Genomic DNA, 16,291 nt, shown 5'->3' on the forward strand with positions numbered 1-16,291 from the left:
TGGACACTATGATTGAACTTGTCGGTTATATCAGGGTATTTAGCCAACACGGACGCTTAGTCACGGCGGAGCAAATCGCCGCCGTGGCAGGGCTCGAGTGGGATAGTGAGCAAACGGTTAACAGTTATATTCGCCTGATCCTCAATGAGGCTTACAAGGATGTGCAGATGCGTTTGTCGGATAAGCGGTATTTCTTCTATTCCGACAGAAGCATAGTTGAACGTTACGCTGAGCAATGGTTAGCATTGGAGCGGGGTGAAGCGTTTGAGGCGATTATTGCCCAGATCCGTCGCAATAGTTGCCGCCATACTGAGGTCTATCTGGAGAGTGTACTGACGTTTGCCCCCTATCTTTATGATGAGCCTACATTAGCCAATGTGCGTGAGCAATTACCACAACAGCTTGGGGCCGAGGATATCCATTATGCAGTGGACAATCAGGGGAAAGGTTTTTACTACTCGACTCTGGGATTGAGTCACAGCTATGCGGCCGTCCTCGCTAATTATGATCCTTGCGAATGGTCAAACTGAGATTCTGCGACCTCATTGATATTGATTAAGCGCCTTCGGGCGCTTTTTATCGCAAATACCTCATATAGCTAGCGTGAGATTAGCTTGCCAGCGTTTGAGTGTACTTTTTGATGATTTCGTCAATTTTACCATTGGCCTTCAATGTCGCTATGGCTTGATTGATGGCAGGAAGCAAATCGGCATGTTCTTTTCGCAACCTAAACACTAAGTCACCATCAGAATGCACTGCCGCCAGTGCGACAGGGATCCGCAACTGAGTCGACCAATACAACGCCGGGTAATTACCAGCAATAACAGCGTTGACTCTGTGTTTATCTAAGGCTTTGATCAGCTCCTGCTCTGAGGTAAAGTCTGCACGGATAAAATCTTTATCGTCGTGATATAAATAACCGCACACTGTACCTATTTCTTGGCCTTTTATCTGGCTGATATCTTTATATTTACTGACATTCTCTGGCAATGTGACCACATATTCAGTGATTTGCATTATGGGGGTCGATTTGACAAACAGCGGCCCTAAATCCTGCTTTTCAAACCAACTAGGGCTGACGATATCAAAGTCGAGTTGACCGGTTTCTAGCGCATTATTGGTGCGCTTGGGCGGCAGGGCGAGGATTTCACCTTTGATTTCAGCCATAGATAAGATCATCGGAATAAGCTCAGTGATCATCCCCGGCGCCTCGGCTTGATCACCGATAAAATACGGATACCAAGAATAGGAGCCAGTGATATTGTATTTGAGCTGTTCCGCAAAGGCGTGCTGTTGAGTCAAGCAAAGGGTGAACAAGGCAAATCGAACTAAGTGTTTATACTGCAAACATCGCTTAACCATATTGCTTTTATCCTTGTTATCTCTGCTTTAGCCAAGACCTATCCGATAGTCATTCTATCTAAACTGTGTGAATGAATTGTTTATTGGATCACAATCAGTCACATCCGCCATATTCAAGCTATTTTCTGCTTTTCGCTGTTATACCAATCACATTAAATATCTAATCAGTTCAGAGCCTCACAGGCATCTCAATCCAAGGCGCATTGACGCAGAAATGGTTATTCCCTTTTAAGTCAATGCAACACCGGAGTGGGATGCCTGTGTGGCTCCCGAAGGGCGGCTGATGTTCACTACATGGCAACGCGCTTTATACTGCGTTTAAGGCTTTCGGCAGAGCACCACTATGCCGAAAGCCTTCGCCTTATCTAAAGCGCGTTGAACTCCCGCTGAATGAACAGATATTTAATACGATTGGTATTACCTTAAGCCAATAGCTGACACAAAGCTGGTTGCTGATTATTAGGGAAAATTTGATAGGTTTTATGGTGCTTAATCAAGCTAGTTTTTTTATTGCCTTGACTGAGCAATAACCCATGGGACAGGGCGATACGCGTTAGTGTCTGTTCATCGGCGCGGACATATAAGTTGATTGGCTTGATCAGCTGATGGTCTTTAATATGTTGATTAAATTCTTTGGCATCAATCACTAAGCTAGATTGACCATCACCATCGAGTTTCAGCTTGGCACTGATTTCAGTGTCAGTAAAGACTAACCAATCGGCTTGTTTTAAGGTTTCTATCATGGCATTTAATGCCGTGCCTAAAGCGGGCTCAGATGTCTCAATTGATTGATATTGATACACTATCCTTTCTAGTAAACGCTTGAGTTCGGCGCCCGCACCTTGGCTGCGAGCCAAACGTATCCAAGCCGTGAGATCGTCGGCTACCAGTTTAGAAAAGCGTTTTTCCTTTAAGGACTCGACCATCCAATTACACAAAAAATGACTTTCCTGCGCAGAGGTGCGCTGGGCTTTCTTGGTCTGTGCTGAAGCGGTTAAATCGGCAAGACCCGCAAGGGCGAGTTCGAGCACAGCTTGGTTATAGGTTTGAGAATTCATTATGACTCCGCCGCGGGCTGAAGTGATGTTATCTATTTGAACTTGGACGATATTGATTGCGGCGGAGCTAGTTTAGCAAAGCGGCCGCTAAATCGATAACGATTCTTAACGGCTGCTTTGATGAGGGATGGATTATTCTGGTGCACCGACGAGGCTGGCAGCCGTCAGAATCAATTTAGGTGCGGGTCTCACCTTATAGTTGGGATTCACATATTGGAAGTGGATTAATCCTTGAGTATCAGCAATATAAATTGCCGGCACTGGCAGAACTAAGCGTTTATCGCCTTCGGGCGTTGTCCACAGTGGGTTATCCAGTTTTAAGCGACTCAGATAAGTATCAGTGACTTGTTTGCTAGTGTAAAAGGCAAGACCAAAGGCTTGCGATGCCTGCATTTTTTCATCGGAAAGTAGCTGATATTTGAGTTCGTTTTTAGCGGCCGATGCCTTTAGCTGTGCGGGTGTATCAGTGGAAATCCCCACCAGTTGAAAGCCCATGTCGATAAGTTTAGGTTCGATGGCTTTTAGTTGCCCCATTTGGTTGTTGCAAAAGGGGCACCAGCCGCCACGGTAAAAAAAGAAAATGGTTGGTTTTTGTGCGGTTAATTTTGCTAAATCAACGCTTTGGCCATTCATATCTTGTAAGGTAATTGCGGGAATTTGTTCGCCATTGAGCAGTGGGCTAACCGAATATTCATCCTTAGCGATAGGTTGAGCTAGCGTGGTAAAACTGCCAAGCAGTAGGCTGGTGGTCAATAAAAAGCGCTGTAGTAGGGACGGCATAAGTAATCTCTCTTGGTTATGGGTTATTCTATCAATTCAAGCGATTGGCTCTGGTTTGTACGCTTGTTGGGTCGTGAATGGGGATGACTGCTATAAGAACGGCGAATGCTGCAATTTATTGCAGTGTGTATCCAGATATCGTGGTGTTTTTAAAGCAATGATTGCTCAATCACCCAAAAGCTCGTTTTAGTCTCATATGAGTCAATGGTGTGAGCCGATAACATGGGCTAATTGAGTAAGCTAATCGAGTCTGCTAATTAACTGAGATAAGGTGGGGCGCTGAACGCGAAAGTGATAGTATTGCCACAGCCTTGAAAGGCTGAAGTGATGTTTGGTAATTTTTTCAATAGGAAAGTGGTAAATGGATAAGGGATTATTTAAGGCGTTAAAGAAAGTCTATTATAAAAAGTCGTACCGCAAAGACGAGCATGGTTATCAACAAAGAATCGATAATGGCGATGTGTTTGATGTCGATACGGGAACTTATATCTACTCCTATCAAGGCCTATCTGATGCTGAAATCGCATTGATTGAACAGAGTGGCTATCCGGTCAACGACCGAGTTAAGCTGAGTCATGATGATGTGGTGCTCGGCTATAAAGCGATACTAAAGCAGCCGAATCTTGCGCTGGAGAATTTACTGGCGGCCTATTTATGTGGTTTTTCAAGCTTCCCTCGCGGTCGTCAACCCATTCTCAGTTATTTGTTTGCTAAGGCGCTACCAGAACATTCGATGGCAACCGATAGTGACATTTGTCCTGTGTGTTCCATCAAGCGCGTTAACTGGATTGAGCAGGGACAAGAAATCTTTTCCTGTTACGCTGGCAGTGTGTGGAACGAGCGCTGGGCGCACAATCTCATAGAATTACAAGAGTTTTGTACGCTATCGCCTTGTAAACCCAGTATAGAGGATGTGGCCATCTTCAGTGCGTTAATTGAAGCTATCCGTCAGGCTCCTTTAGATGAAACACCCGGAAAACTCGAGCAAAGGGTGAAGAAAGCCAAGATTATTCCTCAATTTAAAAAGTACAGTTTCCGTGGCCAACTGACGGTGTTAGCTGAGCTTGGCATCATGCCAAATTCCTATGTTACGCCGCTTTATGAAGCATTTACGCCATTTGAAGCGATCTGCAATATCAAATACCCGGGCAGTATCCGCTCTGACATCATCTTACCGCTAGCGGGTTGGCGCGGCGAAAATCCCATTGATGAGCAAAGGCTTAAACAGTTATTTGGTGGTTTTTTCGAATAAGTGATCGGCCTCAGTTATGTAGGCTAAGTATTGACTTCGTCACAGAGTTCGGACTGAGATAAGCCATCTTTGAGAGCGAGTCACTCTTATAGCCTATGGTTTATAGCTCATTAATTCGGCTCAATAAAAAAGCGTCCCTTGGGACGCTTTTTGCTTTAATAACGAGACTGATAGGCGAGGTGCATTGCCTATGTTAGTTGTTTATTTCAGCTTTTTCGCTTTGCTCGGTGCTTGACCAACTTTCATTTTTACGCGGCGGCCCTGCATGTTTTTCTCAGCAGCAACTTGAGCACCGACGTTGTCGGTTCTTTGTTGCTTTTTGGCAAAGCTACGGCGGGTTTGCAATTGCTTTAATAGCAATTCGCGGCTGCCAACTTCATAACCTGGCACAGTGACGCGGCGAATCTGTTGGCCAATCAATTTTTCGATATCGGCTAAGGTGCGCTCTTCTTCGCGGCTCACAAATGAAATGGCTACGCCTGTTTTTCCTGCACGGCCTGTACGACCGATACGGTGTACATAATCTTCTGCGAGGAAAGGTAAGTCATAGTTGACTACGTATTCAAGGCTTGGAATATCCAGACCACGGGCGGCAACTTCGGTGGCAACCAGCACTCGTACATCTCCCGCCACAAACTCACGCAGTGCGCGGCGACGACTGCCTTGGCCTTTTTCACCGTGGACCACTTCAGATGGGATACCATCTAAGTTTAATTCTTTGACTAGCGTATCGGCGGCTTCACGGGTCGCAGTAAATACCAATACCTGTTGCCAGTTTTTCTTGCCGATAAGCTCAGAAAGCAGTTCGCGTTTACGGCGTTGTTCAACCGGATAAACTACTTGGCTAACGGTGTCGGCTGTAGTGTTTTGTTTATCAACGCTGATCACTTGCGGTTTAACCATCATGTCGTTGGCGAGTTTTTTCACCGCACTTGAGAAAGTGGCCGAGAACAACAGGTTTTGACGCTTCTTATTTACCGCTTGAAGGATCTTTTGGATATCGGCGCTAAAGCCCATGTCGAGCATGCGATCGGCTTCGTCTAGCACTAAAAAGTCGACGTTCGACAGGCTTAAGTTACAGGCGGTAAGGTGCTCAAGTAAGCGACCAGGGGTGGCAACAATCACATCGGCGCCGCGTTTCAGCTTTTGCGCTTGAGTCTCAATCTTTACGCCGCCGTAAATGGTTAAAACACTGAAGTTTAAGTACTTGCAGTAAGCCGTAACGTTGTCAGCCACTTGAGCTGCAAGCTCACGGGTTGGCGTAAGGATTAATACGCGGGCATTCGACTTTAGCGTTTCGCTTGGTTTTTCAACCATCTTTTGTAGGATCGGCAGCGCGAAAGCGGCGGTTTTACCCGTACCGGTTTGGGCACTGGCTAAGACATCTTGGCCGCGGCGAATAGCAGGTATCGCTTGCTGCTGAATAGGCGTCATTTGTTGATAACCGCAATCTGAGATAGCGCGCAAAATCTCGGGGGAAAAACTAAAAGATTCAAATCTCATTTTGGATTCCTATCGTTCACTTATTCAAACATTCAAGCGCCACTAGCCTCTTTATCACTCGTCTAAAGGAGAGAGGTGTACCGGCTGGCTCATTCTTCCACACAGATTTTATAAGAAAAATGGCGGGCGCGGAGTATAGCAAAAATTTCGGTTAAAACCTGTACTTTTTAGTGTTTTGGCATTTTATCTGCACCATTTCATCAGGAGGGGATAAAAGGCTTGGCACTGGTTCAGGTGGGCTAGGTCTTATTGATCTATACAAGGGTTGAGTAAAATATGGACTCAACAATACGGATTAAAGCTCGCTACATTAGAAAATACCGCAACCTAGGCTGCGGTATTTTGGATCTTTTACTTATTGTTTAGCCGAAGGTGCGCCTCAGGCCAAGGGCTTTTTCGGCATTGTGTTTAAGAAGATGGGCTGCATCACCAATCAGATGGGTTGCAGCTAAGTTCTCGGCGCTGGCATGGGTGATGGAGTGAATATTACTGGCGATCTCATTGACCACTTGACGCTGTTGATCGGCTGCCACTGCATTTTGTTGGGCAAAGGTGTGGATGTCACTCACTTCTTGGTAAATGGTGTTTACATTGTCGGCGGACAGCTGAATATCGCTGGCACAACGCTCCGCATGTTGACGGCTTTGTTCCATTTCTTTGGCCCATGCGTTGAGCATAGTGAACATCTTATCGACACTCTTAGAAATACTGTTGGTCGATAGCTGGGTTCTGCTCGATAGGGCGCGTACTTCATCGGCGACCACGGCAAACCCACGGCCTTGTTCACCCGCACGGGCAGCTTCAATCGCGGCATTGAGGGCGAGGAGATTAGTTTGCTCGGCAATAGAGTCAATTTCGCCCATCGCATTAGCTACTTGCTCGGCTTCTTTATTTAATTGATGGGCATTGTTGGTGGCATCGGCAACAGACTTTGCCAGTTGCTCCATTTTTTGAGTGTTGGCCTTCATGTTGGCACTGCTTTTAAGGCAGAGATCATAGGCGGTATTGATGCTAGTGGAGGTGAGATGGGTATTCTGCGCCACTTCTGTGATGGTTGAACTCATTTCTTCCATCGCGCCAGAGAGCTGTTCTAGCTGACTTTTCTCTTGATCTAGGCTGACATAGGTTTGCTCGGTCGCGACCACTAATTGATCGGCAATTGCATGTAATTGATTGGCTTGATCTTGGGTGCGCCCAAGTACGCCATTCATTTTAGCCTGCAGCATGATGAGCTGGAAATCGAGGATAGAAGAGGTATCTGCACCCGAGTAAATGTAACGACTGATAGAGTCATATTTGGTTTGCATTTCAATCAGTTTAGCGGGAATACGAAAGGCCTCATCGTAGAAAATGGCGAGGTTTAAACTCATCAGAATTGCCCCTGCGATAATTACGCCCCAGCCCCAAAAGTAGCCAGCGATCAGTAAACCTGTGGAGGCTACAACCGCAGATACGATACGTTTTTGCATTAAACTTAAGGGTTTAGGAATGGATTTGTCTAATTTGAGTCTTTGGTAAATCTCATTAGCTTTCGTGACGTAGGCGGCTTGAGGCTGAATGCGCACCGATTGGTAACCGATAATAGTGCCGTTTTCAAACAAGGGCGAAACAAAGGCATCAACCCAATAGAAGCCACCATTCTTACAGCGGTTCTTGACTATGCCGCGCCAAGATTGGCCTGACTTAAGTTTTTCCCACATTTCTTTAAAGGCGGCGCTCGGCATATCCGGATGGCGCACCATATTGTGTGCACTGCCAATCAATTCTTGATCGCTATAGCCTGATACTTCGGCAAAGCGGGCATTGACGTAAGTGATGATACCGCGAGTATCAGTGGTGGAAATGAGTTCATCTTGTGGTGTTAAGCGGATTTCTTGATCTGATCTCTGTGTATTAACTATTTTATTCGCTGAGGCGTTACTCTGGCTCATTTAGTGTGTCCATTCAGGGCCGATGTGGTTCATTAGGGTTCAGGACGCGGTGTTAGGCGCGAATTTTCTTGTGCTGACTCTCATCGGAGTAAGCTTGTTATGTGATAAGAGTATCATTTTTGTGTGGGTATAGGAGAGCGGTTTCTCATGGCTGACTGGTGAAAATCAATCGTTCGTCGTATTTATAAGCTATTGCAATATATAAAGTTTTTAAGTAGCGAGAATGTGGAGTTAAACGAGCGTTTATCCTGTTAAATCGTTAATTCTAGTATTTTGTATAGGGTTATTCTTTTATGTCTTGAGTGGGTATTTGTCATTCATCTTAAATATAAATTATGTTCGATGATATTGGACTAATGTCGTTGATTCGGCTTGATATCGCAGTATTCATGGAGCGCTTTATTGGGCTTAGTCTATTCTTTAATGGGCAACAAAAGATGGCTTATTTTTCCTTGCTTCAGTGGTGTATCTTGATTTTGCTCTTTTAGTTTATTAGCTCACAGCGGGAATGCTACATAAGAGGAACTTCCCATGGCGATATCACTTAGGCGTGGTGTAACTAAATTAGCCACAGTGTCCTTGGGAACAGCGGCGGCACTGCCACATTGGCGACGTTTGATTTTTGAACGTTTATTTGGCTTTCTAGCGATTCTCTGCGTGCCTGTATATATCACTAGTGTGTATTTATGCGTCATCGCCGATCTCTGGTTTATGGTGGTATTTGATACGCTGGCTTATCTGTTTTTACTGCTTTTACTGTATTTTCCTAAGCTTGCTGATAGTACGCGTTTTGGCTGTGGCTGCTTGCTGGGTTTTGCTATCGGCATCGGTTTTTTAATTGCGATTGGCCCTTCGGGAGCTGGTTTTTTCTGGTTATTTATTTTCCCGCCGTTAGTCGGTATTTTTTTAGGAAATCGAGCCAGCTTATATGCCCAGTGTTTGAATGGGCTAAGTTTGGTATTGATTGGTTTTGCCTATCATTTTAATTGGCTCAATTGGCCTGAAACCCAAGGTTATAGTGTCGGTATTTGGGCCATTGTCGTGGTCAATTTTATCGTGACCAATGCCATGTTGACGTTAACTATTACTTATTTATTAGGTAAGTTGGCTGACGCACTCGATTCAACCTTAGCATCACGCCAAGCTACCGTATTAGGCTTAGCTAAACTCGCCGAATACAGAGATAACGAAACAGGCGCGCATTTGCTACGTATGCGGCAGTATTCGAAAATGCTCGCGTCGCAGCGACTACTGGCCGCCAATCCTCCTGCAGAATTGAACGAAGATTATATTCAAGACATTAGTTTGTCGGCCATTTTGCACGATATAGGTAAAGTCGGTATTGCCGATGCGATTTTGCTTAAACCGGGTAAATTAACGCCGCAGGAGTTTGAGCAAATTAAAGCTCATCCTGTGATCGGTGGACAAGTGCTATGCAGTTTGTTGGAATATGCGCCCCAATGTACTTTTATTCAGATGGGCCGCGATATTGCCTCGGGTCACCATGAAAAGTGGGATGGTAGTGGTTATCCCCTTGGTTTGAAAGGTGAAGATATTCCGCTTTCGGCAAGGATAGTGGCCCTAGTTGATGTTTATGACGCGCTGACTTCTCCCCGATGTTATAAGCGGCCCTTTAGCCACCAAGAGGCTATCGACTTAATTATTGAAGGCAAAGGTCAGCATTTCGACCCTGAATTAGTCGATTGTTTTATGGCAATTCATCAGGACTTTGAAGTGTTGTCTAAAGCATCGCTGGATGATGCTTACCAGCCGATGGCACAACCTACTATGGTTTAGCGATTCATGTTTTTAAATCGTGTTTTGAAATCATGGTTTTGAAATAAGACGTGGGTTTTAAAACACACTGATAGCGCTAAAAAAACGCCCAATGCTAATTGCCTTGGGCGTTCTATTTTATAGCGCGTAAGTGACTAAAATAACGACTTAAATTGCTACTTATCAGCGGAGTGCTAAATTGCTTTAGTCACTTGAGTTAACCAAGCCAATTCATCCCCTGACATCAACGGAGAAAGTGTATTGAATACTTGCTGATGATAAGCATTAAACCAGTCTATTTCCCCTTGCGTTAACAGGCTCTTATCAATAAGGCGTGCATCCATAGGGATCATAGTCAGTGCATCGAACTCATATATCTCACGCTCAGCCCCTTTAAGTGCTTCACAGTGTTGCACTACGACGAGGTTTTCTAGGCGAATACCGAAATCGTCGGCGCGGTAGTAACCCGGCTCGTTGGAAAGCACCATGCCTGGCATCAGGGCAATAGCGTTAACATTCTTGCCTATGCGCTGCGGACCTTCGTGCACACTTAAAAAATGACCCACACCATGGCCTGTACCGTGATCGTAATCAAAACCATGTTGCCATAAATATTGGCGGGCGAAGGCGTCGAGCTGCTGGCCTGAAGTACCTTTTGGGAAGCGAGCTTGGTCTAGCGCGATATGACCTTTTAGCACCAGCGTGACCATTTTTTTATGCTCATCGGTCACTTCACCAATCGCAATAGTACGGGTCACATCTGTGGTGCCGTCAATATACTGAGCGCCAGAATCCACTAAGTAGATGCTATCCATTGTCATCATGGCTGGTGTGCCATTGTTGTGATTGTAATGGCACATAGCGGCATTAGGACCGGCAGCTGAAATCGTGTCGAAACTTGGCTCGCGGTAACGCTCATCTTCTAGGCGAAAGCTTTCCAATTTATCCGCAAGGGTGCCTTCATCGTGCATGCGATTGGCCGCCACTTCGGCATCGAGCCATGCAAGGAATCGACTCACTGCGACGCCATCGCGGATATGACAGGCACGCATGCCAGCCAGTTCTGCGGCGTTTTTCTGCGCTTTAGGTAAAGCGACAGGATCGATTCCAGCTATCAATTTTGCTCCTGCCTCACGGGCAATGTTTTGTGCCCAAGCGTTTGCAGAATTCGGATCGGCCAGTAGTTTTACATCCTGCATGCTGGCGAGTGTATCGGCAAGAGATGCCTCGCCCTTAAAGCTTACGCCAGCGCCAACATGCTCCTCAATGCCCTCTGGGAGTTTGCTTAAATCGGTGAAAATCTGCATATCACCATTGGCGTGGAGCAGGGCACAGCCGAGTACAACGGGTAGTCGCGGTACATCATTGCCGCGAATGTTGAGTAGCCAGCAGAAAGAATCTAAGGCGGCGATTAAGGCAACATCACCACCGGCTTTTTTTACTAAGGCACCAATTTCAATGCGTTTTTGCAGGCTGGTTTTACCTGCACTCTCGTTGCTAAACAAAGTGATAGGCGCGTTCGACTGTGCTGGCCGATTCTGCCAATGCAAATCGATGGGGTTTTGTTCAACTGCAACTAATTCGATTTGGGATTTATTTAAGGTTGCTTTGGCATTGTCATACCAAGCTAAGGTGTGTAAGCGCGCATCGAAACCAACGCGAGACCCTGCTGGTAGCGTGTCACATAACCACTCAATTTGTGGTGTATCGGTTAGGCTTTCATAACTGAAAAGTGTGGCATCGACTTGCAAACGAACTTGAACCGTATAGCGGCCATCGGTAAATATTGCGGCTTTATCTTTCAATACGATAGCCATACCCGCCGAACCGGTAAAGTTGGTTGCCCAGTACAAACGTTCGTTATGTGCCGGCACATATTCGCCCAGATATTCGTCGGCACGGGGAATAATAAAAGCATCGAGATTAGCAGATGTTAATTCGTTACGAATAGCACCGAGACGGTTAGCGATTGATTGTGACATAAGGGCTCCAATTAAGACTGGCATGCTATGCGAGTCGGTAGGCGAAGATCGCCTAAGGATGAATGGTTTATACCCAAACAACCTGAAGATGCAGGATTCAGCGGTAATTTAACGCACTTTAGGCAAGGCGGTTATTTGCAGACCTAGTGGGCTAAGTTAAAAATAACCAACGCAGTATAAAGTGCGTTAAAAACCGCCGGGACGGAGCGTCTAGGGCACTTCACTTCCGTGTTGCATCAATTCAAAAGGTAGCCGACATTCTGTCATTGATACGCCTTGAATTGAAGCACCCTAGGCGCTCTGAAACTCGTATCTTCAGGTAGCTTGGGTATATGTTGATTTGAGTTTTAACCGGCTCGGATTATCGCAAGTCTAGCGCGCTAGATGCAAGGGTAGCGAATAAAGGATTTTGTATACAATCGTGAATTTGTGCAGGTAAGACGCTTGAGGTTATGGGATTTGTTGTTAATTTATTTATGTGATTTTGAGCGTGAAAAGTGAATTAAATAAAAGGTTGGTCATGTTTAATTAGGACTTATTCCTTACAAATTAGCAACTTAAGTTTTATTCAATCGCTAACATTTGGACCCTATGCTAACATTTGCCATCTCTACTCGGGGTCAGAGTGGGGCACATGTATCAGTGGAGTAAGCGATGCAAATACTAACAATAGATGTGGGCGGTACCAAAGCCCTGTTCGAACTTCAGCTCGCGGGACATACAGAACAATATAAAATCCCCACAGGTGAAGGTTTTAAAATTGAAGAGTTAAATAATCAAATTGCGGCGTTTGAACGTGATTATGATTTACAGCATTACCAACTAGCGATTGCCGTACCTGGACTGGTACAAAATAATCGTTTGGTTTCTTGTAAATCTTTACCTGGACTCAATGGATTGAGCTTCGATACAGTCAAAACCCAGGGTGAGCTTAAGTTTATCTGCAACGATATCGATGCGGGTATGCAAGCGACTTGTGATGCCAAATATGCCTGTGAATTATTGGTCATGTGCGGCACTGGGATCGGTATGTCTATTGCCTTTAATGGGCAAGTCTTTACGGGAGCGACTGGCGTGGCGGGGGAGTTGGGGCCTTGTCGCGTGATGACAGAATCTGGCGAGTTTAGTTTAGAGCAACTGGCCAGTGGCGATTCAGTACGCAGCCGCAAAATCTCCACTCAGGATGATTTATATCGCGCGGGCAGTTATCTCGGCATGGGATTAGCGTGGGCGGTTAATTTATTTAATCCCAATCGAATTTGGCTTGCTGGCGGTATGATGAATAGCGCTCCTTACTACAAAGGCTGTCTCGAAAGCTTAAAGCAAATGGCATTGAGCGCGCCCTTAGCTGAGATGAAAATCAATCGTGTCGATGATATGGAAACCTTGGTTTGCCGCGGTTTATCTGTGATGCTCGCAAGGGACTATCCCCGTGCATAAGGATAATAAATGCCCCGCGCATAAGGATCATAATGTTGCTCGACAATGGTTTGCGCCATGAATGTTTAGTGATTGAGTTTTAGCTGCATAAGCGACGTAAATTGTGAAATATAAAGCAGGACTTATGATGCCTTTGGCATATCGAGTCCTGTTTTTTTATTTTTAAAGTATTCAGATAATCCTCATTATCCAAAGTAAATATTAGCGATAGTTTAATTTGCATAATTCCTTTCTTATCAGATGGCTAGTTCTATTTACGATTTTAGCCAATAACGCAGTTGATAATATTTTGTTGCAATTTTATTTCACTTACGCTTATTCTGATATTTGCAATGACAGCGTTGTCATTGCGTGTAAAAGGCAAACCAGTTGAAAAACTGGGACGCAAAGCCTCCGGTCTAAGGGTTCGTCTGTACCTATGATAGCGGGGATACCACAGGTTTTTCTTCGTGCAGTTGTCAGTCGTTTTGCATGGTTTTAAGAGAGTGCTGTTTCCTGTCTACGCTTTGTTTGCCTTATTGATTCATATAAAAATTCAATAGGGATATCTCATGTTCAAGACTCAAATTTCAACATCAGCCTTGCTAGTGGCATCAGCGCTGGCATCTACCATCAGTGCCAGCGTTTTTGCAGCGGCGCCCGGTAAACCGACTTTAGGTTGGGGCGAAACTAAGTTCGCTATTATTGAAGTGAATCAAGCGGCTACCGCTTACAATCAATTAGTTACGGTGAAAGATGCCGCCGATGTATCCGTCAGTTGGAACCTTTGGAGTGGCGATGTGGGCAATAGCGCCCAAGTGTTACTCAACGGCAATGTAGTTTGGGAAGGCCCATCTGGCGCGTCGGGAACCGCTAACTTTAAGGTGAACAAGGGCGGCCGTTATCAGATGCAAGTACAACTGTGTAACAGCGATGGTTGTACTGCGAGTGATGTTAAACAAATCCTCGTGGCTGATACCGACGGCAGCCATTTAGTGCCACTCAATGCTCCCCTAAAAGAAAACAACCGTCCCTATGCTAATAAATCAGGCAAAGTGGTGGGAGGTTACTTTGTCGAATGGGGCGTATACGGCCGTAAATTTCCGGTCGATAAGATACCTGCGCAAAACTTAACCCATATTTTATATGGCTTTACCCCAATTTGTGGTGGTAATGGCATCAATGATAGCTTGAAAGAAATCGAAGGCAGTTTCGAAGCGTTGCAACGTGCCTGTAGTGGTCGTGGTGATTTTAAAGTTGCGATTCACGATCCTTGGGCAGCGATTCAAATACCGCAGGCGGGAGTGAGTGAGCATTCAGATCCTTACAAAGGGAACTTCGGTCAATTGATGGCACTTAAGCAAGCACATCCAGATTTGAAGATTTTACCTTCGGTCGGTGGTTGGACCCTCTCGGATCCCTTCTTTTTCTTCGGTGATAAAACCAAGCGCGATATCTTTGTCGCTTCGGTGAAAGAGTTTCTACAGACCTGGAAATTCTTCGATGGCGTAGATATCGACTGGGAATTTCCAGGGGGGAATGGCGCTAACCCAAATTTAGGTAATGCCAATGACGGTGAAACCTATGTGACTCTGATGCGTGAACTGCGGGCAATGCTTGATGAACTAAGCGCCGAAACGGGTCGTACCTATGAGCTGACCTCAGCCATTAGCGCTGGTGACGATAAAATTCAAAAAGTCGATTATCAGGCTGCTCAGCAGTACATGGATTACATCTTCTTGATGAGTTACGACTTTAATGGTGGTTGGACTAATACTGAACTCGGCCATCAAACCAATCTGTATGAAGCGAGTTGGGATCCTAATACTCGTTACACCACAGCTAATGGCGTTAATGCGCTGTTAGGCCAAGGCGTGACCCCAGGGAAAATTGTGGTCGGTGCCGCTATGTATGGCCGCGGCTGGACAGGTGTCAATGGCTACAGTGGTAATAATCCTTTCACGGGGACGGCAACGGGCAAAGTAAAAGGTACTTGGGAAGCTGGTGTGGTGGATTATCGTCAGATAGCGAATGACTACATGGGAAGCGGTTGGACTTACAGTTACGACGAAACAGCTGAGGCGCCATCTTTGTTCAAGGCATCTACTGGCGATTTAATCACTTTCGATGATGCTCGTTCAGTTAAAGCCAAGGGGCAATATGTGCTTTCTAATCAACTTGGTGGGCTTTTTGCGTGGGAACTTGATGCCGATAATGGTGACATTCTGAATGCCATGCACGAAGGTTTAGGTCATGGTGAAGGCACCACTCCGCCAGTGAATAAAGCGCCCATTGCCAATGCTGGCGCGGATGTGAATGTCACCGGTCCCGCCGATGTGACGCTCAATGGTAGCGGTTCGCGCGATCCTGAGAATAACGCGCTGACGTATCTTTGGACGCAAGTGTCTGGCCCAACTATTACCATCGCAAACGCGGATATGGCGAATGCGGCGATTCAATTGGGTGCAACATCTGCCGATGTCGTCTATGGTTTTAGCCTTAAAGTCACCGATCCTGAAGGGTTATCTGCCACAGATTCAGTGACAGTAACCAATAAGGCAGATACACCGAACCAAGCACCTGTAGTGACTCTGGCTCCGACTGCGACAGTTGAAGCGGGTAAAACCGTCAGTATAGTAGCGAGTGCCTCCGATGCAGATGGTGATGCCTTAACCTACGCTTGGACTGTGCCCGCAGGCGTGTCGGCAACCGGGCAAAATAGTGCCACGTTAGTGGTTACTGGCCCCAATGTTACCGAAGCGACCCTCTATGGTTTGAGCGTGCTGGTTTCCGATGGTGCCTTAGATGCGAGCGCATCGACTAATCTGACCGTGACGCCAAAAGTGGTCGGCGGTGGATGCGATGCAACCGATCCCAATGCCGGTAACTATCCTGCTTGGCAAACCAGTGTGGTATACAACACGGGTAATACTGTGAGTCATAGTCAGTTGGTATGGAAAGCAAAGTATTGGACGCAGGGTAATACGCCATCTCGCACCGCAGACCAATGGCTGCTACTCAGCCAAGTTGATCTCGGTTGGGATGCGGGTGTGGTGTATAACGGCGGTCAAACTGCTCGCTATAACGGTCGTGTTTGGAAGGCGAGTTACTGGACTAAAGGTGATGTACCGGGTGTTGCAGCGGTATGGGTTGATATTGGCGCGGCAACCTGTCAGTAATTATCCAAAATTTTGATATTATTGGTTAAAAAATAAAGCCCTGCGAAGA

Annotated in this window: 11 protein-coding genes and 1 riboswitch; of the genes, 5 read left to right on the forward strand and 6 right to left on the reverse strand. The window is 45.9% G+C overall.

Going from position 1 to position 16,291, the window contains the following annotated elements:
• Positions 1-8: 8 nt before the first annotated feature.
• Complete coding sequence (locus L5M11_RS02865; RefSeq protein ID WP_263191276.1) at positions 9-530, forward strand: hypothetical protein; 522 nt, start codon at positions 9-11, stop codon at positions 528-530.
• A 79-nt stretch (positions 531-609) separates the two neighbouring features.
• Here the strand turns inward: L5M11_RS02865 and L5M11_RS02870 are convergent, their stop codons facing one another.
• From L5M11_RS02870 to L5M11_RS02880, 3 genes are all read right to left on the reverse strand, one after another.
• On the reverse strand, positions 610-1,362 hold the full coding sequence (locus tag L5M11_RS02870) for a substrate-binding periplasmic protein (RefSeq protein WP_263191277.1): 753 nt from the start codon (positions 1,360-1,362) through the stop codon (positions 610-612).
• Positions 1,363-1,784: 422 nt separating this feature from the next.
• Positions 1,785-2,420, reverse strand: a complete 636-nt coding sequence (locus L5M11_RS02875; RefSeq protein ID WP_263191279.1) for a DUF2913 family protein — start codon at positions 2,418-2,420, stop codon at positions 1,785-1,787.
• A 132-nt stretch (positions 2,421-2,552) separates the two neighbouring features.
• Positions 2,553-3,200 (reverse strand): peroxiredoxin-like family protein, encoded by a 648-nt coding sequence (locus L5M11_RS02880; RefSeq protein WP_219254075.1) that lies wholly within the window; start codon positions 3,198-3,200, stop codon positions 2,553-2,555.
• 361 nt (positions 3,201-3,561) lie between these two features.
• Here L5M11_RS02880 and L5M11_RS02885 point away from each other — a divergent pair, with 361 nt between their 5' ends.
• Positions 3,562-4,452 (forward strand): hypothetical protein, encoded by an 891-nt coding sequence (locus L5M11_RS02885; protein WP_219254073.1) that lies wholly within the window; start codon positions 3,562-3,564, stop codon positions 4,450-4,452.
• Positions 4,453-4,653: 201 nt separating this feature from the next.
• Here the strand turns inward: L5M11_RS02885 and L5M11_RS02890 are convergent, their stop codons facing one another.
• Both L5M11_RS02890 and L5M11_RS02895 read right to left on the reverse strand, forming a co-directional pair.
• The gene (locus L5M11_RS02890; RefSeq protein ID WP_028761337.1) at positions 4,654-5,955 is read right to left on the reverse strand and encodes a DEAD/DEAH box helicase; all 1,302 of its coding nucleotides are present in this window, start codon (positions 5,953-5,955) and stop codon (positions 4,654-4,656) included.
• A 362-nt stretch (positions 5,956-6,317) separates the two neighbouring features.
• Positions 6,318-7,886 (reverse strand): methyl-accepting chemotaxis protein, encoded by a 1,569-nt coding sequence (locus L5M11_RS02895; RefSeq protein WP_131523609.1) that lies wholly within the window; start codon positions 7,884-7,886, stop codon positions 6,318-6,320.
• Between the two features lie 531 nt (positions 7,887-8,417).
• Between L5M11_RS02895 and L5M11_RS02900 the strand changes: the two genes are divergently transcribed.
• Positions 8,418-9,683, forward strand: coding sequence for an HD-GYP domain-containing protein (locus tag L5M11_RS02900; RefSeq protein WP_263191281.1), 1,266 nt, complete (start codon positions 8,418-8,420; stop codon positions 9,681-9,683).
• A gap of 173 nt (positions 9,684-9,856) precedes the next feature.
• Here L5M11_RS02900 and L5M11_RS02905 read toward each other — a convergent pair whose 3' ends face one another.
• Positions 9,857-11,644 carry an aminopeptidase P family protein gene (locus L5M11_RS02905; RefSeq protein ID WP_263191282.1) on the reverse strand — a complete coding sequence of 596 codons (1,788 nt, stop codon included), beginning with the start codon at positions 11,642-11,644 and terminating at the stop codon, positions 9,857-9,859.
• 654 nt (positions 11,645-12,298) lie between these two features.
• Between L5M11_RS02905 and L5M11_RS02910 the strand changes: the two genes are divergently transcribed.
• A complete protein-coding gene (locus L5M11_RS02910; RefSeq protein WP_028761333.1) occupies positions 12,299-13,084 on the forward strand; it encodes an ROK family protein in 786 nt (261 codons plus the stop codon).
• Positions 13,085-13,433: 349 nt separating this feature from the next.
• Positions 13,434-13,522, forward strand: a riboswitch (cyclic di-GMP riboswitch).
• 113 nt (positions 13,523-13,635) lie between these two features.
• The gene (locus L5M11_RS02915) at positions 13,636-16,242 is read left to right on the forward strand and encodes a glycosyl hydrolase family 18 protein (protein ID WP_263191283.1); all 2,607 of its coding nucleotides are present in this window, start codon (positions 13,636-13,638) and stop codon (positions 16,240-16,242) included.
• Positions 16,243-16,291: the final 49 nt, after the last annotated feature.

The organism is Shewanella sp. SM87, from assembly GCF_025653705.1.
Classification (GTDB): domain Bacteria; phylum Pseudomonadota; class Gammaproteobacteria; order Enterobacterales; family Shewanellaceae; genus Shewanella; species Shewanella oncorhynchi.